The sequence below is a fragment of the Flavobacterium ginsengisoli genome (assembly GCF_029625315.1).
In the GTDB taxonomy this organism is placed as follows: domain Bacteria; phylum Bacteroidota; class Bacteroidia; order Flavobacteriales; family Flavobacteriaceae; genus Flavobacterium; species Flavobacterium ginsengisoli.
Window position 1 is genome coordinate 2788301 of record NZ_CP121110.1, and the last position, 22515, is coordinate 2810815.

15 protein-coding genes, 2 tRNA genes and 3 pseudogenes are annotated in these 22515 nt (G+C 35.2%); 4 read left to right on the forward strand and 16 right to left on the reverse strand.

Annotated features, from left to right (window positions below; translation table 11 throughout):
* Positions 1–4: 4 nt before the first annotated feature.
* From ruvB to P5P87_RS13025, 9 genes and pseudogenes are all read right to left on the reverse strand, one after another.
* Positions 5–1027 carry a Holliday junction branch migration DNA helicase RuvB gene (gene ruvB, locus P5P87_RS12985; protein WP_198854495.1) on the reverse strand — a complete coding sequence of 341 codons (1023 nt, stop codon included), beginning with the start codon at positions 1025–1027 and terminating at the stop codon, positions 5–7.
* Between the two features lie 107 nt (positions 1028–1134).
* Entirely contained in the window at positions 1135–2937 is a 1803-nt protein-coding gene (locus P5P87_RS12990; protein ID WP_198854496.1) for a cytochrome c oxidase subunit I, read from the reverse strand.
* Between the two features lie 30 nt (positions 2938–2967).
* Entirely contained in the window at positions 2968–4158 is a 1191-nt protein-coding gene (locus tag P5P87_RS12995; RefSeq protein WP_278019568.1) for a cytochrome c oxidase subunit II, read from the reverse strand.
* A gap of 19 nt (positions 4159–4177) precedes the next feature.
* Positions 4178–5572 (reverse strand): quinol:cytochrome C oxidoreductase, encoded by a 1395-nt coding sequence (locus P5P87_RS13000; RefSeq protein WP_278022792.1) that lies wholly within the window; start codon positions 5570–5572, stop codon positions 4178–4180.
* Positions 5573–5599: 27 nt separating this feature from the next.
* Complete coding sequence (locus tag P5P87_RS13005; RefSeq protein ID WP_198854499.1) at positions 5600–6145, reverse strand: c-type cytochrome; 546 nt, start codon at positions 6143–6145, stop codon at positions 5600–5602.
* An 8-nt stretch (positions 6146–6153) separates the two neighbouring features.
* Positions 6154–6678 carry a DUF3341 domain-containing protein gene (locus P5P87_RS13010; RefSeq protein WP_278019569.1) on the reverse strand — a complete coding sequence of 175 codons (525 nt, stop codon included), beginning with the start codon at positions 6676–6678 and terminating at the stop codon, positions 6154–6156.
* Positions 6671–8074, reverse strand: a complete 1404-nt coding sequence (nrfD, locus tag P5P87_RS13015) for an NrfD/PsrC family molybdoenzyme membrane anchor subunit (protein ID WP_008466839.1) — start codon at positions 8072–8074, stop codon at positions 6671–6673. The genes P5P87_RS13010 and nrfD overlap by 8 nt, the downstream gene beginning before the upstream one ends.
* 34 nt (positions 8075–8108) lie before the next feature.
* Positions 8109–11161: pseudogene (locus P5P87_RS13020) on the reverse strand (TAT-variant-translocated molybdopterin oxidoreductase).
* Between the two features lie 32 nt (positions 11162–11193).
* Positions 11194–12529: pseudogene (locus tag P5P87_RS13025) on the reverse strand (cytochrome c3 family protein).
* 220 nt (positions 12530–12749) lie between these two features.
* Here P5P87_RS13025 and P5P87_RS13030 point away from each other — a divergent pair.
* Positions 12750–13139 (forward strand): SPOR domain-containing protein, encoded by a 390-nt coding sequence (locus P5P87_RS13030; protein WP_198854503.1) that lies wholly within the window; start codon positions 12750–12752, stop codon positions 13137–13139.
* A 157-nt stretch (positions 13140–13296) separates the two neighbouring features.
* Here P5P87_RS13030 and P5P87_RS13035 read toward each other — a convergent pair whose 3' ends face one another.
* The 5 genes from P5P87_RS13035 to rimP form a co-directional block, all read right to left on the reverse strand.
* Complete coding sequence (locus tag P5P87_RS13035; protein WP_340696557.1) at positions 13297–13635, reverse strand: DUF4920 domain-containing protein; 339 nt, start codon at positions 13633–13635, stop codon at positions 13297–13299.
* On the reverse strand, positions 13607–13807 hold the full coding sequence (locus P5P87_RS25910) for a hypothetical protein (RefSeq protein WP_340696558.1): 201 nt from the start codon (positions 13805–13807) through the stop codon (positions 13607–13609). Before P5P87_RS25910 ends, P5P87_RS13035 begins: the two co-directional genes overlap by 29 nt.
* Positions 13808–13958: 151 nt before the next feature.
* On the reverse strand, positions 13959–16838 hold the full coding sequence (gene infB / locus P5P87_RS13040; RefSeq protein ID WP_278019570.1) for a translation initiation factor IF-2: 2880 nt from the start codon (positions 16836–16838) through the stop codon (positions 13959–13961).
* Positions 16839–16899: 61 nt separating this feature from the next.
* On the reverse strand, positions 16900–18153 hold the full coding sequence (gene nusA / locus P5P87_RS13045; protein ID WP_125722262.1) for a transcription termination factor NusA: 1254 nt from the start codon (positions 18151–18153) through the stop codon (positions 16900–16902).
* Positions 18154–18173: 20 nt separating this feature from the next.
* Positions 18174–18638 (reverse strand): ribosome assembly cofactor RimP, encoded by a 465-nt coding sequence (gene rimP, locus P5P87_RS13050; RefSeq protein WP_198854506.1) that lies wholly within the window; start codon positions 18636–18638, stop codon positions 18174–18176.
* Between the two features lie 174 nt (positions 18639–18812).
* Here rimP and P5P87_RS13055 point away from each other — a divergent pair.
* The 3 genes and pseudogenes from P5P87_RS13055 (at position 18813) to P5P87_RS13065 (ending at position 22099) form a co-directional block, all read left to right on the forward strand.
* Positions 18813–19638, forward strand: a pseudogene (locus P5P87_RS13055) (universal stress protein).
* A gap of 169 nt (positions 19639–19807) precedes the next feature.
* On the forward strand, positions 19808–21229 hold the full coding sequence (locus tag P5P87_RS13060) for an aldehyde dehydrogenase family protein (RefSeq protein WP_278019571.1): 1422 nt from the start codon (positions 19808–19810) through the stop codon (positions 21227–21229).
* Between the two features lie 63 nt (positions 21230–21292).
* Positions 21293–22099: an AraC family transcriptional regulator gene (locus P5P87_RS13065; RefSeq protein ID WP_278019572.1), complete on the forward strand. Its 807-nt coding sequence runs from the start codon at positions 21293–21295 to the stop codon at positions 22097–22099.
* 97 nt (positions 22100–22196) lie between these two features.
* Here P5P87_RS13065 and P5P87_RS13070 read toward each other — a convergent pair.
* Together P5P87_RS13070 and P5P87_RS13075 are read right to left on the reverse strand one after the other, a co-directional pair.
* Positions 22197–22267, reverse strand: a tRNA-Gln gene (locus P5P87_RS13070).
* Between the two features lie 109 nt (positions 22268–22376).
* A tRNA-Gln gene (locus P5P87_RS13075) sits at positions 22377–22447 on the reverse strand.
* Between the last annotated feature and the right edge of the window lie 68 nt (positions 22448–22515).

Consider the following 22515-nt stretch of genomic DNA (forward strand, 5'->3'; position numbering starts at 1 on the left):
GCTTTTAAAATAAACCTCCTTGAATGTTAGTATTAACTTTTCCTAAATGTTTATAGGCTTTCTCCGTAACTTCACGACCACGAGGCGTACGCATAATGAATCCCTCCTGAATAAGGAAAGGTTCGTAAACTTCCTCAATAGTTTCGCTACTTTCAGAAACAGCAGTTGCCAAAGTCGAAAGACCAACAGGACCACCTTTAAATTTATTAATAATCGTCAACAATATCTTATTATCCATTTCATCCAAACCATGTGCATCAACATTTAATGCTTTTAAAGCATATTTAGAAATTTCCAAATCGATTCTACCATTACCCTTAATCTGAGCAAAATCGCGAACGCGTCTCAACAATGCATTTGCGATACGAGGAGTTCCACGGCTTCTGCCTGCAATTTCAATGGCAGCTTCCAGATCAATAGGTGTTTTTAATATAGAAGCACTTCTCTCAACAATCGTAGTTAAGAGTTCAGTTGTATAGTATTGTAAACGCGAAGATATTCCGAAACGAGCACGCATAGGTGCTGTTAATAATCCCGATCTTGTAGTAGCTCCAATCAAAGTAAAAGGGTTCAGATTGATCTGGACAGTTCTAGCATTTGGACCCGATTCAATCATGATATCAATCTTGAAATCTTCCATTGCCGAATACAAATACTCTTCAACAACTGGACTTAACCGATGAATTTCGTCAATAAATAAAACATCTCGTTCATCTAAGTTTGTCAACAAACCTGCTAAATCACCAGGTTTATCCAACACAGGCCCAGAAGTGATCTTAATACCTACTTGTAATTCATTAGCTAAAATATTTGCCAAAGTCGTTTTACCAAGACCTGGAGGCCCGTGAAAAAGTGCATGATCAAGTGCTTCTCCACGTTGGTTTGCTGCAGCAACAAAGACTTTTAAATTTTCCAAAACTTGATCTTGTCCAGCGAAATCATCAAAGGACAGCGGACGTAATCTTTTCTCAAGATCTAACTCTTCTGAGTTATATCCTTTAGTAGTAGGATCTAGATTTTCATTCATCCTACAAAGATATATAAACTAATCAGTTTGTAAAACAGTTCAACTCAACGTTTAGAACTTTAACTAAACAAAAAAGGCTGTCATTTCTGACAGCCTTTGATTATTTTTTAGTGGTGTAAAACTTCTTCACCTTCTTTCATTGGTACATTTTGAGGAACAAAATCTACATCGTGATTAGGGTTACTGTAGTCATACGGCCAACGATATACGTGAGGAATTTCTCCTGGCCAGTTACCGTGAATATGCTCAACTGGTGTTGTCCACTCTAAAGTTGTAGATTTCCAAGGATTTTGAACTGCTTTCTTACCGTAGAAAATACTGCTAAAAAAGTTGTATAAGAATACTAATTGGAATGCACCTCCTACAAGAGCAAATGTTGTGATTAAAACATTCACATTTTGTAAATCATCAAATAATGGGAAGTTAGTATTTGTATAGTAACGTCTTGGCAAACCAGCTAACCCGATAAAGTGCATTGGGAAGAAAACTCCATAAGCGCAAACCGCAGTTACCCAGAAGTGAATATAACCTAAGTTTTTATTTAACATTCTTCCGTACATTTTAGGGAACCAGTGGTAAATACCAGCAAACATTCCATAAAGTGCAGAGATACCCATTACTAAGTGAAAGTGAGCAATTACGAAGTATGTATCGTGAACGTTAATATCTAGTGTACTATCTCCTAAAATGATTCCCGTTAGACCTCCAGTGATGAAAGTAGAAACCATTCCGATAGAGAATAACATTGCAGGATTAAATTGTAAGTTACCTTTCCATAAAGTTGTAATCCAGTTGAATGCTTTTACAGCAGATGGAATTGCAATCAATAAAGTTGTAAAAGTAAATACAGATCCTAAGAAAGGATTCATACCCGAAATAAACATGTGGTGACCCCAAACGATAGTAGATAAGAATGCAATTGCAAGAACTGACATAATCATCGCTCTGTAACCGAAAATTGGTTTACGAGCATTTGTAGCCATAATTTCTGAAACAAGACCCATCGCTGGTAAGATTACGATATAAACCTCAGGGTGACCTAAGAACCAGAATAAGTGCTCGAATAATACAGGAGAACCTCCTTGGTAGTGTAAAACTTCACCAGCAATATAGATGTCAGATAAGAAGAATGAAGTACCGAAACTTCTATCGAAAATCAATAATAATGCTGCAGATAATAAAACCGGGAACGAAATAACACCAATAATAGCTGTTACGAAAAATGTCCAGATTGTAAGTGGAAGTCTAGTCATAGACATTCCTTTAGTTCTTAAGTTAAGTACAGTAACAATGTAATTTAAAGATCCCATCAAAGAAGATGCGATGAAAATAGCCATAGATACTAACCATAATGTCATACCTGTTCCTGATCCAGGGATTGCCTGTGGCAATGCACTCAAAGGAGGATAAATTGTCCATCCTGCAGATGCTGGTCCAGCCTCAACAAATAAAGAAGATAACATTACAACTGCAGATAAGAAAAACAACCAGTATGAAATCATATTCATAAATCCAGATGCCATATCTCTTGCTCCAATTTGAAGCGGAATCAATAAGTTACTAAATGTTCCACTCAAACCAGCAGTCAGTACAAAGAATACCATGATGGTACCGTGAATTGTAACTAATGCTAGATAAATATCATTTGCCATTACACCATCAGGTGCAAATTTATCTCCTAATAAAACATTAAATATTTTGAAAGACTCCTCTGGCCACGCTAATTGCATTCTGAAAAGCAAGGACATTGCAATCCCAATTACTCCCATAACAATACCAGTAATCAAGTATTGTTTAGCAATCATTTTGTGATCAATACTAAAAATATATTTAGTAATGAACGTGTCTTTATGATGATGTTCGTGCTCGTGATCGTGTCCGTGATCGTGACCGTGCGCTTCTGCTGACATATATTTGTACTTTAAATTTTCTTAATAATATTATTTTATCGCAACTTTAGCTACAGCTGCTTTTACAGTATCAACAACTGTTTTAACAGTGTCAATAATTTTTGCAGTAGTATCTGTAGTTGGTGCAGCTCCTTCAGCTGGTTTCTCAGCAGCAGCAGCCGCTTTAATATCTTGAGCTAAAGTAGTTTTCTCGCTTAACCATTTTTTGTAATCTTCTGGAGTATCAACTACAACTTTCATTTGCATATTATAGTGAGAAGCACCACAGATTTTATTACATAATAATAAGTAATCAAATGTATAAGGATCTAAAGCTGTACCACCTTTTGCAACTAACTCAACGCTTTTTTCAGCTCTAAGTTTGTTAATGTTAGCAACTTTTTCAACCATAAATGGTAATTCTCTATATTCTGCAGTAGTATAAGTAGGAATGAATGCAAATTCAGTAACCATACCTGGAACACAGTTCATTTGTGCTCTAAAGTGAGGAAAGTAAGCCGAGTGCAAAACATCCTGAGAACGCATTTTGAAGTGAACTTTTTTACCTTTAGGGATATGTAATTCTGAAACTACAATATCATCTTGAGCATTTGGGTCTGACATGTCAACACCTAATGTATTTACACCTTGGATTAAACGAACGTTAGCTTTACCTAAAACGTTATCTTGTCCAGCATATCTTGCAGTCCATTTAAACTGTTGAGCGTACAATTCGATTTCGATTACATCTTCATCTTTATCAACGAACATAATGTTATTCCAAGCATACAATCCATAAAGAATTAAACAAGCCAAAACAACAGAAGGAATAATACTCCAAATTGCCTCTAACTTATTACTATCAGCAAAGAATAATGCTTTTTTATCTTTATTACCTCTATTCTTAAAAGAAAACCAGTATAATAAACCTTGTGTAATAAATTGAACTAAGAAAATTAAAACCCAAGTGATATTCATTAAATTATCTACCAAAAGCCCATGTTCAGATGCAGGAGTATGCAAAGCTAAACCTCCCCATTTTAATAGACCGTAAATAGTAAATATATAAATGAAAGCTAAAAAGCCAAACATAATATATCCTTGAATGTTATTATCATTATCTGATGCAACCTGAGAATCGCTCGAAGAAGCTCCAACCTGAGTAAGATCAAATATCTTCGTCAATTGCCATAATGCAACTGCTAATAAAACTACAACTATAATTACCAACAAACTTGTCATCTGTTTACTTCTTTAAATATTAATAATGAAAATGTTTACTTTCTTCGATGAAAGGATTTCTTTTTGCAAGCAGAGGAGATTTAGTTAATGCAGTAAATACAACAAATATAAATAAACCTAAGAAGAAAAGAATCGATGCAATTTCAGGAACTCCGATAAACCATTTGTCTCCTACAGTTCCAGGCATAATCATATTAAAGAAATCAACATAATGACCTAATAATATTACAACACCAGCCATAACGATAACCCAGTTAAGTCGTTTGAAGTCAGTATTGATTAATATTAATAACGGGAAAACAAAGTTCATAACAACCGCTCCAAAGAAAGGAAGGTTATATAATTGAATTCTTGTTACAAAATAAGTTACCTCTTCTGGAATGTTAGCATACCAGATCAACATGAATTGAGAAAACCATAAATAAGTCCAGAAAATACTAATACCAAACATGAACTTAGCTAAATCGTGGATATGGCTATTATTTACAAACTCTAAATATCCTTTTGATTTTAAATAAATTGTTACTAATGCAATAGCAGTAATACCGCTTACAAAGAAAGAAGCAAATACATACCATCCAAATAATGTACTGAACCAATGTGGATCGAAAGACATAATCCAATCCCATGACATGATAGATTCAGAAACGATGAAGAATACCAAGAATCCAGCAGAAGCTTTGAAATTCTTTTTGTAATAAAGATCATCATTTGCTTCATCTTGCTCTAAACAATTTTTTCTTGAATAGTAACGATATAAGTTCCATCCTAATAAAAAGATTGCCGCTCTAGCAATCCAGAAAGGAAAGTTTAAATAACCAGATTTACCAGCAATAATAGCATCATAATTAGCATGTTTAGGGTCTGTTACACCCTCTCCCAACCAAACAAAAATATGGTTAAAGTGTAATCCACATAAAACTAAAATTATGAAGAAGATAATAGAACCAGCTGGTAAGTAAGCAGTTATACCTTGCATAACTCTAAACAAAACTGGAGACCAACCTGCTTGAGCAACTTGTTGAATAGCATAGAAAGCTAAAACCCCCATTGAAAGAAGTAAAAAGAAAATACAAGCTACATATAAAGCAGACCAAGGCTTATTTTGCAATTGGTGTAATACGTGCTCTAAGTGTTTTTCGTGCTCATTTGCACCAGAAACTTCTGCGTGCTCAGCTTCTTTATGAGAGTCATGTGCAACTTCAGCAGCCTCATGATGACCTGCTTCTTTGTGAGATGCCTCCGCTTTTTCTTCATGCGCCGCACCATGAGAACCATGTTCATCTGCAGCTAGTATTTTTTCAACTTCTTGAATATCTTTTGGTGCACTTAAAAAACCATACCCAATTCCTAATAACCCAACGGCCATTAAGATGATAGAAAAAGTTTTTAATTTACTTGAAAATGTATACATATCTATTACGATCAGTTTGTTCAACAATTATAATTGGCTTCTTAGTTTCAGAACATAGTCAGCAACTAACCAACGTTCGTGAGAACTTAATTGATTTGCATGTGAACCCATTGCATTTAAACCATAAGTCTCAACATGAAAGATACTTCCCTCAGTGATTTCTCTGTCTTTATAGCTAGGTACTCCAAGAAATTTTTCTCTTTCAACCAATTTACCTTTACCGTTACCAGCAGCACCATGGCAGCTAATACAATAAATTTCGAAAAGCTCTTTACCTTTTCCTGAGTTTCTTTCCTCTTCTGTCAAAGGTGATTTTAAATTAGCTTTTGCTAATTCATAACCAGCAGTTGAATTTTCATATTCATAAGGTTCAAAACCTCTATTGATAGTTCCTTCAACAGGAAGCTGTCCTTCTTTTCCTCCCTTAAATATTTTTGCTTCTGAATATGGCTCATAAGCAACAGACTCATACATATTTGGGAAATACTGATAGTTCGGTGCCGAATTATTGTGGCAAGATGAAACTAAAATAGTTATACCAACTAAAAGTGTTATTTTATATATCCTTTTCATAGCTACAATTAATTCTTTTCTATTACTTTAACTTCAACAGCTCCAGTTCCTTCAAAGAAAGAAACTAACTCTGTTTCGTTATCATTTACAGCAACCTCCATTAAAAAGTGGTCATCAGTTGTTCTTACGTCTGGGTTTTCAGCTTCTTTAAATGGCCATAATCTACTTCTCATGTAAAAAGTAATTACCATTAAGTGAGTCGCAAAAAACACAGTCATTTCAAACATAATTGGCACAAAAGAAGGCATGTTTTGGATGAAACTAAAACTTGGTTTACCTCCAATATCCTGTGGCCAGTCATGAATCATGATGTAACCCATCATTGTTGTTGCAACAGAAATACCAACACAACCATATAAAAAAGCACATATTGCTAATCTTGTTGGTGCTAATCCCATGGCTTTATCCAATCCGTGAACTGGGAATGGAGTAAAAACCTCTTCAATATGATGATGAGCAGCTCTAGTTTTCTTTACTGCATTCATCAAAACGTCATCGTCATTATAAATGGCGTATATAACTTTATTACTCATGATGTGAATCTTTACTGTTTGCTCTTTCTCTAATATAATTATCTCCTGTTCCTTTCAAAATTGTTTTAACCTCTGCCTGAGCAATTACAGGGAATGTTCTAGAGTATAATAAAAACAATACAAAGAAGAAACCAATTGTTCCAATGAAAATTCCAATATCAACAAATGTTGGTGAGAACATTGTCCAAGAAGATGGAAGGTAATCTCTATGTAAAGAAGTAACAATAATTACAAATCTTTCAAACCACATACCGATGTTTACAACAATCGAGATGATGAATGAGAACATGATACTTGTTCTTAATTTTTTAAACCACATGAATTGAGGAGAGAACACGTTACATGTCATCATTGACCAATATGCCCACCAGTAAGGTCCAGTAGCTCTGTTTAAGAATGCATATTGCTCATACTCTACACCTGAATACCAAGCTACAAATAACTCAGTGATATAAGCCACACCTACAATAGATCCGGTAATCATGATAATGATGTTCATTAACTCGATATGCTGTAATGTGATGTATGCTTCAAGGTTAGATACTTTTCTCATAACGATCAACAATGTATTTACCATCGCGAATCCAGAGAAAACTGCTCCAGCAACGAAGTATGGAGGGAAAATTGTTGTATGCCATCCTGGAATTACAGAAGTAGCAAAGTCCATAGATACGATCGTGTGTACAGAAAGTACAAGAGGAGTAGCTAAACCAGCTAATACCAAAGATACTTCTTCGAAACGTTGCCAATCTTTTGCTCTACCGCTCCATCCAAAACTTAAAATAGAATAAACTCTTTTGTTAAATGGAGTAATAGCTCTATCACGTAGCATTGCAAAGTCAGGCAATAAACCAGTCCACCAGAAAACTAATGATACTGAAAGATACGTTGAAATTGCGAATACGTCCCAAAGTAATGGTGAGTTAAAGTTTACCCATAAAGATCCAAATTGGTTTGGAATAGGTAATACCCAGTATGCTAACCATGGACGTCCCATGTGAATAATTGGAAATAGACCTGCTTGAACTACCGAGAAGATAGTCATTGCTTCCGCAGAACGGTTAATAGCCATTCTCCAACGTTGACGGAAAAGTAATAATACCGCAGAAATTAATGTTCCAGCGTGACCAATACCAACCCACCAAACGAAGTTAGTAATATCCCAAGCCCAGCCAACTGTTTTATTTAATCCCCATGTTCCGATACCGGTAGATACGGTGTAAATTATACAACCTAACCCCCAAAGGAAGGCTATTAATGCGATTGAAAATACAATCCACCATTGCTTGTTTGCAGGTCCCTCAACAGGTGCTGCTACATCTACAGTTACATCGTGATAAGATTTATCACCAATAACTAAAGGTTTTCTAATGGGTGCTTCGTAGTGAGACGACATAATCCTTTATATTGTTTCTTAATTAATAATTTTACTAAGTATTTCTAACTTTAACATGGTAAACCACATTAGGTTTTGTACCTACATGCTCTAATAAGTGGTATGATCTTTCGTCAGTTGCTAATTTAGCAACTTTACTTTCTTTATCATTTACATCACCAAATATCATCGCTCCTGAAGAACAAGCACTAGAACAAGCTGTTTGGAATTCACCATCTCTAACTGGACGGCCTTCGTTTTTAGCTTTTAATTTAGTAGCTTGTGTCATTTGGATACACATAGAACATTTCTCCATAACACCACGAGAACGTACGTTAACGTCAGGATTTAATACCATACGGCCTAAATCATCGTTCATATGATAATCGAACTCGCTGTTTTTGTTGTATAAGAACCAGTTAAAACGACGTACTTTATATGGACAGTTGTTTGCACAGTAACGAGTACCAACACATCTGTTGTAAGCCATATGGTTTTGACCTTCACGACCGTGAGAAGTTGCTCGCAACAGGGCAAACTGTTTCACAAGGTGCGTGGTTACAGTGTTGACACATTACAGGTTGGAATGCTACTTGTGGATTATCTCCTGCTTTTTCCATTTCATTAAATGTAGATAATGAACTAGATAAACCTGCAATTCCTTCTTTTCTTTCGTTATCACCTTCAAAAGTGCTTTCAGAAGAATAATATCTATCGATACGTAACCAGTGCATATCGCGGCTTCTTCTTACCTCTGCTTTACCAACAACTGGAACGTTGTTTTCAGCGTGACAAGCAATAACACAAGCCCCACATCCAGTACAAGCATTTAAGTCAATTGAAAGATTGAAGTGGTGCCCTGTTGTACGATCAAATGATTCCCAAAGATCTACAGTAGTAGCCTCTACTTCTTGGTGATCCAAAGATACCATCGGTTTTTCGTTCCAATGTTCAGCATCTTTAGTATTGAATATTTCTAAAGTAGTTTCTTTAATAATATCCCCTCTACCCATTAAAGTTTTCTGACCTTGAACACAAGCAAACTCATGTACTCCTCCAGCTTTAGCGATAGAAACAGATTGAACATTATTAAAACCTTTATATAAAGCGTAAGCGTTTAAACCTACTTGCATTTCTTCTTTAAGAGAAGCTTTTCGTCCGTATCCAAGAGCTAGACCTACAGTTCCAACTGCTTGTCCTGGCTGAACGATAACTGGAACATTCTCTAATTTAACTCCATCAACAGTAATTGTAGCATAACTACCGTTTAAACCACCGTTTGCAACAATTTCGTTTGATAAACCAAGTTTTTTAGCATCTGCATTAGAAACTGTAACGTAGTTATCCCAAGAAACTCTTGTAATTGGATCTGGGAACTCTTGCAACCAAGGGTTGTTAGCGTGCTGTCCATCTCCTAATCCTGTTTTAGTATATAATACTAATTCAAAATCACCAGCAACTTTAGATTTTGCAACAGCGTTTGCAGCTGCAGCAGCATCAATAGCACCTCCAGATAATGCCGTAGCTCCAAGAACAGCTACACCATCATGTAATACTTTATTCCAAGAAGCACCTGCAGTATAAGCTCCAGAATTTGCTTTTAAGTAGTCATAATAAGTACCAGCAGTACCGTTTACTGACAATAAAACATCTTGAAGTTGTTTTGTATTGAAGATAGGACGGATTGTTGGCTGAGTTAAGCTATAAGTTCCGCTTGTAAGTTCAAGATCTCCCCATGATTCTAAGTAGTGAGGAGCTGGCGCAGCAATTGAAACAATTGATGCAGTTTCGTCTTCTTTTAATGAAAAAGCAACAGACGTTTTAACTTTTTTCAATCCAGATACAAAAGAAGCTGAATCAGCTAAAGTGTAAACAGGATTAACTCCACTCATAATTAAAGTATGAACACTTCCAGCATTCAAATCTTTAATTAATTGCGCAACTGCAACATTAGAACCTTTTCTAATTTGTCTAGCTCCAGCAGTACTAAAAGCTTCACTAGCCAATACTTGATTGATAGCTAAAACTAATAATTGAGCATTTTTATCTTCAATTCCAGATACTAAAACTCCTTTTGAACCAGCAGCCTTAAGCTGTTGTGCGGCTTTTACTACTTCAGCTTTAAAGTTTCCTTCTAAAGCTACAGGAACAGAAGCACCTACAACAATATTATAAATTTGAACTAAAGCTTGCTTTTGAGCAGACTACAGTCATAGGAACACGCTTATCAGCAGCTGCTCCAGATAATGTCATATTTGATTCGAACTGGAAGTGACGAGACATTTTTCCATTTTGAGGAATACGTCCTTGTGCATAACCAGTATCATATCCTCCACCTTGCCAGTCTCCTAAGAAATCAGCACCAACAGACACGATTAATGAAGCTTTTGAAAAATCATAATCAACCAAAGCTCTTTGACCATAAACAGTTTCAAAAGCATCTAAAGCTTCAGATGATGAAACTGCATCGTATACAACGTGCTTAGCGTTTGGATTTTTCGCAATAAACTCAGCGATTAATTTATCTGTAGAAGGACTAGCTAAAGTATTAGTCAATAATACTACTTGACCGCCTTTAGTTTTTGCATCTGCTAAACTTGATTTAATTTTTAAATCAACAGCCGACCAAGAAGAATCTTTACCGTCTACTTTTGGCTCTTTCAAACGAGTGCTATCATACAATCCTAAGATAGATGCGTGAATTCTAGCATTCGCAGAAAATTTAGCTCCTGCAATTGTATTGTTTTCAATTTTAATTGGACGACCCTCACGAGTTTTTACCAAAAGATTAGCAAAATCAAACCCATCAAAAACTGTAGTTGCATAATAATCTGCAACACCAGGAATGATCTGTTCTGGTTGTAATACATAAGGGATAGACTTGTGAACAGGACCTTCGCAAGCAGCTAATGTTACAGCCGCTGTACTAAACCCTACGTACTTTAAAAAGTCACGACGTGAAGTCCCAGATGTAGATAAAGCGTCAGCGTTACCTAAAAACTCATCAGTAGGAATCTCTTCAACAAACTCGTTATTTCTAAGCGCCTCAACAATAGAGCTATTTTCTAGCTCTTCAACACTTTTCCAGTATTTTTTGTTTGATGACATTGTATATATATATTAAAATCTTAATAAATCGATTAATAGTGGCATTTACCACACTCTAAACCTCCCATTTGCGCTGCAGTTAATTTCTCTACACCGTATTTTTTAGAAAGTTCAGCATGAATTTTATCATAGTAAGCGTTACCTTCCATCTTAACATCAGTTTTTCTATGGCAATCAACACACCATCCCATTGTTAATTTAGAGTATTGCTTCATGATTTCAAATTCTTGTACTGGTCCGTGACAAGTTTGACATTCAATACCAGCAACAGAAACGTGTTGAGAGTGGTTGAAGTAAACAAAATCAGGTAAGTTGTGAATACGAACCCATTTTACAGGCATTGTTTTTCCAGTATAAGCTTGTTTAGTCTTATCCCATCCAACAGCATCATATAATTTTTGAATTTGAGCATCGTAAAACGCTTTGCTGTACTCAGGAGTAGCAGTAGTTTCAGCAACCTCTGAAATGTTTTTATGACAGTTCATACAAACATTTAAAGAAGGGATACCAGCTGTTTTACTTACACGAGCAACAGAGTGGCAATATTTACAATTGATTTCGTTATCACCAGCGTGAATTTTGTGAGAGTAGTGAATTGGCTGAATCGGCTCATAATTCTGATCTACACCTACTTGCATTAAGTATCCGTAAACAAAATAACCACTAGCCAAAAGCAAGAAGATTGCAGTTACCAAAACTAAGAATTGGTTTTTAGCGAAAGCTTTCCAGATTGGAAGTCTTTCTTCTTTTGGAGCGATTTCAATACCATTTTTGTTTGCAACTTTAGTTAAAACCTTGTTTACCATAAACAACATCACAACTAAAATAGCCATTACAAGAGCAAGAGCTCCAAGAATAATGTTATTTGAAATAGCGCCATCTTGAACATTTGTACCAGGAGGAGTTGCAGCACCTCCCGCAGCCGCAGCTGGTTCAGCCTTAGGCTGAGAAGTATAAGCTATAATATTATCAATATCACCTTCAGACAATTGAGGAAACGAAGTCATTACAGCTTTGTTATTTTCCTCAAAAAGTTTAACAGCAACAGCATCACCTGACTTAATCATGTCAGAACTGTTATGCACCCACTTGTAAATCCAAGCCATATCATGCTTAGCAAGCAACTCCCCTTAAAGCAGGACCAGTTGATTTAGCATCTAATTTGTGACATGCAGCGCAATTTGCATTAAAAAGTTCTTTCCCTTTTGCTGGATCACCGCCACCTGCAGCTGGAGCAGCCGCCGCAGCCTCAGGCGCCGCCGGAGCAGCAGCATCTTGAGCAAATGAAGTTAGGGAGAAAATTAACGTTAGCGATAAGCCAAGCGACAATTTTCTTGAGATCGAATTATGGTTACCCACCTTTTTCATATAGTATAAATAATTGTCTACTAATTTTTGGTATGATTTTTTCTGTACTAAATGCAGTAAAAATCTATACCCTCTTTTAAAACTTGCACAAAAATACGACTTATGAACTATTCTCAAAACCTTAAAATAGTCTTAATTATCAATTTATATCAATTCTAAATAATATTAAAATTTTACACTCAAACTTTAAATAGTATTTTTGCATAAAAACCATCACATTATGAGAATTTTAAGTCCATCGAAAAACCTTTTCTTAACAATTACAACGATTGCTTTCGCATACAACATTAATGCTCAAGACCAAAATTTAACATTGAATCAAGACCCTAAATTTGAGCAGTTACTTAACGAGAAGCGCAAAATTAACACGTCAATAAATACAAACGACACTTACAGGATTCAAATCTTTAGTGGCAAAAGCGACGAAGCAAAAAAAACGTTATCGGATTTTAAAAGAGAAAATTCAAATATCGACGGAACCATTATTTTCAGCACTCCTAATTACAAAGTAATTGTTGGAAATTTTAAAACCAGAATTGAAGCCGAACGAAATTTGGCCGAAATTAAAAAAAGATACAAAAGCGTTTTCCTACTTAAGCCTGGAAAGTAAAACATAGAAAAAATAAAAAAGCGAGATTTACTTCTCGCTTTTTTATTGTCTTTAAAATACCGCACCCCTAATATAATCAAATAAAGATCAATCCGTTTTATTGATGTCAAAAATTCTAGAACCTTTAGGATACAATCTCCTGATACAATCTCCTGATTTAATCTACAACTTTAATTCCGTTTGCTAAAAAACGTATTTCGTATTTAGAAGCTTTAATAGCGTCTATTTCTGCTTTACTTTTTTTAGCATCTTTGGCATAATGCTTCAACTCTTCAATAGATGTTACTTTTCGCTCTGCATCACCCTCTAAAACCACATTTTTACCCTTTAATGCCGTAGGAACAAAAAACGCATAATCTTTCATTTTAACAAAGAAAGACGCTCCATCTTCTGTCCTTACACTTATCCAACATCCTCTTTTAGGACAAACATCTGTTACCTCTCCTCTAACAGCAACTTTTTCTATTTTATTTGTAGTTTTTAAATCTTTTTCCAATTCTGCTTGCTGTAATCGCACTATTAATAAAAATACTTGAAACCTCTTCTCCGTAATAATCCCCTACTAAAGCATTACCATCAGGCGGAGCTACTTTATCTACAGTTTCTTGAGCAAAAGACAAAGCAGAAAAGCACATAAACACAATTATCGAGTAAAGTTCATTTTTCATATTTCGTTAATTTTTATTCAACTTACTAAAATTTAAATGAGTTAAAAATACACATTTGTCTCAAATCATTCTACACCATCACATCTCAAATTTACAAACACAAAAAAAAGCCTCAATTTACATTGAGGCTTTTAATTATATTAATTGAATTTTATTTCAATTTCTTTTTGATTGCTACTTCATGGTACGCTTCAATAACATCATTAATTTCGATATCATTAAATCCTTTTATTTGGATACCACAATCATAACCTTTAGTTACTTCTTTCACATCGTCTTTGAAACGTTTTAAAGCAACTAGTTCACCTGTATGGACCACAACTCCATCTCTAATAACTCTAATTTTAGAAGTCCTTAAGATTTTACCATCTGTCACCATACATCCAGCAATTGAACCCACTTTAGAAATTTTGAAAATCTCGCGAATTTCAGCATTACCTAAAATTTCTTCTTTCATTTCTGGCGCTAACATTCCTTCCATAGCATCTTTCAAGTCATCGATCGCAGCGTAAATGATAGAGTAGTAACGGATATCAATTTCTTCTTTATCCGCAAGCTGTCTAGCATTTCCAGCAGGACGAACATTAAATCCAATGATGATCGCATCTGATGCAGAAGCTAAGTTAACATCGGTTTCTGTAATTGCACCAACTCCTTTATGGATAATATTAATTTGAACTTCTTCTGTAGAAAGTTTAGAGAACGAATCTGATAACGCCTCAACAGAACCATCCACGTCTCCTTTAAGGATTACATTTAATTCTTTAAACTGACCAAGAGCGATACGACGTCCAATTTCATCAAGTGTAATATGTCTTTGTGTACGTACAGACTGTTCGCGCATTAATTGAGAACGTTTTGATGCAATTTGTTTTGCTTCTTTTTCGTCTTCAAATACATTAAACTTATCACCCGCTGTTGGAGCTCCATCTAAACCTAAAACAGATACCGGAGTCGAAGGACCAGCACTTAAAATAGTATGCCCTCTTTCATCATGCATTGCTTTAACTTTACCATGATGTTTTCCAGCCAACATATAATCTCCAATTTTCAAAGTACCTTGTTGTACTAAAATCGTAGACACATATCCTTTTCCTTTATCTAAGTAAGCTTCAACAACAGTTCCTTGAGTCGCTTTATTTGGATTTGCTTTTAGATCTAAAATCTCAGCTTCTAATAAAACTTTTTCTAATAACTCTTTAACACCTGTTCCAACTTTTGCAGAAATATCATGTGACTGAATTTTTCCACCCCAATCTTCAACAAGTAAATTCATACCAGCCAAACGCTCTTTAATCTTATCAACATTAGCATTTGGTTTATCAATTTTATTGATTGCAAATATAATTGGCACTCCTGCAGCCTGTGCATGAGAAATTGCCTCCTTTGTTTGTGGCATGATATCATCATCCGCCGCAACCACAATAATCGCAATATCGGTAACTTGAGCTCCACGTGCACGCATCGCGGTAAACGCCTCGTGACCTGGAGTATCTAAGAATGCGATTTTTTGTCCATTATCTAAAGTAACTCCATACGCTCCAATGTGCTGTGTAATACCTCCTGACTCACCAGCAATTACATTTTCTTTACGAATATAATCCAGTAAAGATGTTTTACCGTGGTCAACGTGACCCATTACTGTCACAATTGGTGCTCTTGTTACTAAATCTTCTTCTTTATCTTCTACAACTTCTATTGCTTCTTCAATATCCACTGTAATGAATTCAACATCGTAACCGAATTCATCTGCAACAATAGTTAATGTTTCAGCATCTAGACGTTGGTTCATGGTAACCATGATACCAAGAGACATACAAGTTCCAATTACTTTAGTAATCGGCACATCCATCATGATTGCAATTTCACCAACCGTAACGAACTCTGTAACTTTAATTGTTTTACTTCCTTCGTCAAGTGCTCTTTGCTCATCATCAGATTTCTGACGGTGCGTTTCTCTTTTATCTCTTCTATATTTAGCCGCTTTAGATTTTCCTCCTTTACCTTGAAGTTTTTCAAGAGTTTCTCTAATTTGGTTTTTTACTTCTTCTTCAGTTGGCTCAACTTTAGCAACAATTGCAGGACGGTTTCCTTTTACAAAACCAGGTCTTTGGCTTCTATTAGCATTATAACCTCCACCGTTATTGTTTTGAGTTGGTTTATTTGAATTTGGTGTTCCAGGCGCATTTCCTGTAGCAGGTTTTGGCGCACCAGGAGTACCCGGTTTTGGACCAATTCTTTTACGCTTATTTTTATTATTTGCGTTATTGTTATTATTACCAACTCCAGGAGTTCCAGGTTTATTCTGAGCTGCTTTAGGATCTTCTTTCTTTTTCTTAGGCTTATTAAATTGAGATAAATCAATTGTTTGACCTGTAAGAGTTGTTCCTGTAAGCTTTTGGTATTGAGTAGTAATAGTTTCCTCTGAAGTTGTTGGATCAGTAGACACTATTGGCTCCTGCGCAACTTTAGATTCTGCTTTAACTTCTTTTTTCTCAGTAATAATAGGTTCTTCTTTTTTTGTTTCAGAAACAGGACTAGAAACAACTGGTTCAGATTTAACTGTTTCGTTCTGAACAGGTTTCTCTGGTTGCACAGGCGCAACAACAGCTTTTGGCTCTTCAACCTTAGCTGGTTCCTCAGAAGGAGTAACGGCAGGTTTTTTAGGATTCAAGTCAATTTTACCGACTTGTACAGGCCCCGAAACAACGGCTCTTGCTTTAATTATTTCTTGCTGTTTTTGACGCTCTTCTTCTTGTCTGCGTTTGTCTTCAATTTCTTTCTCACGTTCTACACGTAACGCTTCTTTTTCCTTTCTTTTTTCTTCTCCAACCTCTTTAGAAGCCTCCTTATTCCCCTTATCGCCCGCAAATTGGCTTTGAAGGATATTAAATTCACTATCAGAAATTTTTGCATTAGGATTTGCATCAATAGCAATTCCCTTATCTTTTAGATAATCTACAGCTCTTTCTAACGAAATATTTAATTCCCTTAAAACCTTATTTATTCTTATTACTCTCTCTTCAGACATATAACCTTTTTATTATTACCTTTTTCGTTGTGTGTTGTTAGAGCAGATGGTCAGCTATTGCCTAGCTATCAAACTCTTCTTTTAGTATCTTCATAACATCTAGAATTGTTTCCTCTTCTAGGTCTGTTCTTCTTACTAAATCTTCTACGTCGTGTTTCAAGATACTTTTTGCAGTATCCAAACCTATTTTTGCAAACTCCTCAATTACCCACTCTTCAATTTCATCTGAAAACTCTGTTAATTCAACATCATCTTCATCCGCAACAGTTCCAGCCACATCGCCTTCACGAATAACATCTAATTCATAACCTGTCAATTGACCAGCTAATTTGATATTGTGACCACCTCTACCAATTGCTTTAGAAACCTCTTCTAATTTCAAGAAAACTTCAGCTCTTTTGCTTTCTTCATCAATTTTAATAGAAGAAACTTTTGCAGGGCTTAATGCTCTTGTAATAAATAATTGAATATTGTTTGTATAGTTAATTACGTCAATATTTTCATTTCCAAGCTCACGAACAATTCCGTGAATACGAGAACCTTTCATTCCCACACAAGCTCCAACTGGATCAATTCTATCATCGTAAGAATCAACTGCTACTTTTGCTTTTTCACCAGGAATACGAACTACATTTTTCACAGTAATCAATCCGTCGAAAACCTCTGGAATTTCTTGTTCAAATAATTTCTCTAAGAACTTTTCTGAAGTTCTAGACATAATAATTTGAGGTTTGTTTCCTTTCAATTCAACGCTTTCAATAATTCCGCGAACATTATCTCCTTTACGGAAAAAGTCAGATGGAATTTGCTTTTCTTTTGGAAGCACAATTTCATTTCCTTCATCATCAACTAAGATAACTACTCTTGGACGCACATGGTGCACTTCAGCTGTATAAATATCACCAATAATATCTTTAAATTGCTTATAAAGATTTGTATTATCGTGTTCGTGAATTTTAGATATTAGATTCTGACGAAGCGCTAAGATAGCTCTTCTTCCTAAATCAATCAACTTTACTTCTTCAGAAACTTCTTCACCTATTTCAAAATCCGCTTCAATTTTTCTTGCTTCAGTCAATGTAATTTCTTCATTTTCAAAATCAAGGTCTTCATCGGCAACAATTACTCTTCTTCTCCAGATTTCCATATCTCCTTTATCAGGATTTATAATGATATCGAAATTTTCATCTGAACCGTATTTTTTCTTTAATGCATTTCTAAATACGTCCTCTAAAATTGCCATAAGCGTTACACGATCAATAAGTTTATTATCTTTAAACTCTGAGAATGAATCGATTAATGCTAAATTTTCCATGCGAATTTTTTTAATTAAAATTAAAATGTTACCGTAACAACTGCCTCTTTAATTTCTGTATAAGGTATTTGTTGCTCTTTTTGAACTGTTTCTTTTCCTTTTCCTACTTTTTTCGGTTCTCTTGCTTTCCAAGACAAAATTATGAAAACATCATTAGCTTCAACCAATTCTGCTTCAATTTTTTCTGTATTTGTGGTAACAATCAACGTTCTACCAACATTTTTTTTGTATTGTCTTACCATTTTCAGAGGTGTTCCTACTCCAACTGATGCTACTTCAAGCGAAAAATCCTGTTCTTCACGATCCAGATTATTTTCGATTGCACGACTGATATCAATACAGTCCTGAAGCGCCACTCCATTATCTCCGTCTAAACCGACACTAATTTTAAAAGAATCCGAAACAGCCAAATCAACCAAAAAGATTGATGGTTTTTCCAGAAGAGCTTCCGCAATTAATCCGTTTACTTTTTCTTTAAATGTCATAATTTTATAAAAAGAGGGGACACTTAGTCCCCTCATTATTTAGATTTTAATAAATAACAGTGCAAATATAGTGTTTTTTTTATAAATCAAATAAATTGATTGCTCTAAAATAATTTCTTATCTTTATAATAGCATTAAAACACAGAATTATTCATAATTTTTAACCCTCAAATCATGAAACGAATTTTAGTACCTACCGACTTCTCAGAACATGCAGAAGACGCTTTAAAAGTTGTCAGCTCAAATCGCAAAAAAGAACAATTCTGAACTTATTCTTCTTCATATGCTTGAATTGCCACAGCAATCAAACGATGCCATAGTTGGCGGAACTAGCATCCCCGAAACTATGCTTTTTATGAAAAAAGCAAACGAAACACTTGATGAAATCGCCTCTAGAGAATACCTAGAAGGAATTCCGGTAACTGAAATTGTAAAAATGGACAAACCAATACACGGAATCACGCAAATAAGTAAAGATTACAATATTGATCTAATTATCATGGGATCTCACGGCTCTTCTGGCGTCGAAGAACTATTAATAGGCTCTAACACCGAAAAAGTAGTTAGAAATTCAGAAATCCCTGTTTTGGTCATCAAGAAAAATATTCCAAATTTTAATGCCTCTACTATTGTTTTCGCATCTGATTTTTCAGAAGAAGCAAAAAAACCTTTCGAAAAACTTTTAAATTTCACCAAACTATTTGATTCAAAAATACATTTAGTCACTATTTGCACTCCAAACAGTTTCAAACCAACTCATGTTAGCGAAAAAGCAATGGCCGATTTTGTTGCCGAATTTAACATTAACAACTATACGACTCAAATTTACAATGACACCAATATTGAAAAAGGAATCATTAATTTCTCTAACAGAATAAACGCCGATGTTATCGGAATGTGCACACATGGAAGAACTGGTTTCGCACATTTTTTCAATGGAAGCATTAGCGAAGGCTTAGTTAATCATGCCGTAAAACCAGTTATCACTTTAAAAATCTAACATTAATTTTAAAATACTCTCTTTAAAGCTTCTCAAACGAGAAGCTTTTTTTTGCAAAAACAATAAAAAAATGAGCTTCTCAACAAAGTTTAACTGAGCTTTACAACAAAACAGCCAGCGTACATAATGCAGAAATTTGTCAAATAGAAAATCATTAAAAAACAACAACATGAAAACAATAGACAAAATTTACATTAATGGCGAATTTACAACTCCTAAAGGAACAGAATATTTTGACCTTATTAGCCCGACTACAAATAAAACACTCGGAAAAGTTCTTTTAGGAAACACCGAAGACACACAAAAAGCAATTGAAGCGACCAAAAATGCTTTCAAAACTTTTTCAAAAACCACAACTTCAGAAAGAATCCAACATTTAAAAAACATTAAATCTTCTATCGAAAAAAGAAAAGACGATTTTATCAATGTTATGACGGAAGAATATGGCGGAACATTTCAATTTGCAAGCGTAAGCTACGATTATATGCTAAAAAGTTTTGACTCAGCTATCAACCTTCTTAACAACTACAGCTTCATCAAAACAATGGGAGAATCCGAAGTTCAGATGCCCCCTATTGGTGTTGTTGGAATTATCATTCCTTGGAATTCAAGCAATGGTTTTATATGCGACAAACTTTCCACAGCAATTGCTGCTGGATGCACAACTGTAATCAAACCAAGTGAAATGAGTGCTCAGCAAACACAATTAATTACCGAATGCCTTCACGAAGCCAATCTTCCTAAAGGCGTATTCAACATTGTAAATGGTTTGGGAGAAATCGTTGGCGCCGAAATTAGCCGAAATCCAGATATCTCCAAAATCTCTTTTACAGGATCAACTAATGTTGGAAAAATCATAGCAAAAGAAGCTATCAACACTATGAAACGAGTTACTCTTGAACTTGGTGGAAAATCTCCAAATATTATTTTAGACGATGCCGATTTCTCAAAAGCAATTCCACTTGCAATGGGCGCAGCGTTCATGAACAACGGACAAGCTTGCATTGCCGGAACTAGACTATTGATTCCAGAAAACAAATTAGAAGAAACAAAGCTTTTAATCAAAGAAACCGTTTCACACCTTATTGTTGGCGATCCCAAAAATCAAAATACCGCCATCGGACCAATGGTCAGCATAAAACAATACAATCGCGTTCAAGAATACATTCAGGCTGGAATTAACGAAGGAGCAGAAATATTGACTGGCGGACTAGGAAAACCCGAAGGATTAGAAAATGGAAATTTTATCAAGCCAACTGTTTTTATCAACGTAAACAATCAGATGCGTATTGCAAGAGAAGAAATATTCGGACCTGTTTTATCTGTTATTGCATATAAAACGGAAGAAGAAGCAATTGAAATCGCCAACGACACCACTTACGGACTACAAGCTTACGTAAACTCTTCGGATTCTGAAAGAGCACACAAAGTAGCTTCGCAAATCAATGCTGGCCGTGTACAAATAAACGGAATTGGTCACGACCCAATGGCTCCTTTCGGCGGATTTAAACAATCTGGAATTGGACGTGAATTTGGAACACTTGGACTAGAGGCTTATTTAGAACCCAGAGCATTAATTCAGCAAAAATAATCTCCACCAATCTGGAAATCTTTAACCGCAAAGATTTCCAGATCTTTTAGTATTTTTACAATTATGAGCACCAAACCAAATACAAAGTCTAAAATTCTCTACTCGTGTTATTACTCACGCAGTCGCGAAGGCGAACATTTTATACCCGAACATGTTTTTAGCTATCAAATTTCTGGCGAAATGATTGCTTCTGATAGCAAAAACACTTTCCATACCAAACCAGGAGATTTTCGTTTTAGCAGAAGAAATCATTTAGCAAAGTTTACTAAAATTCCGCCCGAAGGACGAGAATTCAAAACTATATCTCTTTTTCTTGATCAGGAAATTTTAAGAGAAATCAGCAAAGAATACAATTTAAAATCAGATAAAAAGCCCGATTCAAAAGCTATGTTTTCATTAGCTCCTCACCCACTTTACAAATCTTTCATGGAATCACTGATTTCTTACCTTGAAGTAGAACAAGAAAACAACGAGGCTTTATTCAATTTAAAAATTAAAGAAGCCATTCATCTTTTATTAAAAGTAAATCCAGAACTAAAAGATATTTTATTTGATTTTAACGAACCTGGCAAAATTGACTTGGAAGCTTTTATGAACAAAAACTTCCACTTTAATGTTCAAATGCATCGATTTGCTTATCTAACCGGAAGAAGTCTCGCCACATTCAAAAGAGATTTTCAAAAAGTATTTCAGCAAACGCCGGGAAAATGGCTTTTAAACAAAAGACTCCAAGAAGCTTATTATTTAATTAGCCAAGGAAATCTGCCATCAGACGTATATATTGGAGTTGGTTTTGAAGATCTCTCGCATTTTTCTTTTTCATTTAAAAAGAAATTTGGAATTGTCCCGTCGTCCTTAAACCACAAATAAAAACCAAAACAGCTAAAAATCAACACCCTAACAAAACAAGCATTTATTTTAAATGTACACAATAAAAAAAGCCTCTCATTTCTGAGAGGCTTTTCTGTTGGTCTACTAGGACTCGAACCTAGAAAGACGGCACCAAAAACCGTAGTGTTACCATTACACCATAGACCAGCAGTGCGGTTAAGCGGGTGCAAAATTAAAACTTTATTTAATTTATGCAAATTTTAAATGAAACTTTTTTAAATAAAAAAAAGTCTCTCATTTCTGAGAGACTTTTCTGTTGGTCTACTAGGACTCGAACCTAGAAAGACGGCACCAAAAACCGTAGTGTTACCATTACACCATAGACCAGCAGTGCGGTTAAGCGAGTGCAAATTTAAGTCTTTATTTAGTTTGTGCAAACTTTTTGAGCAAAAAAA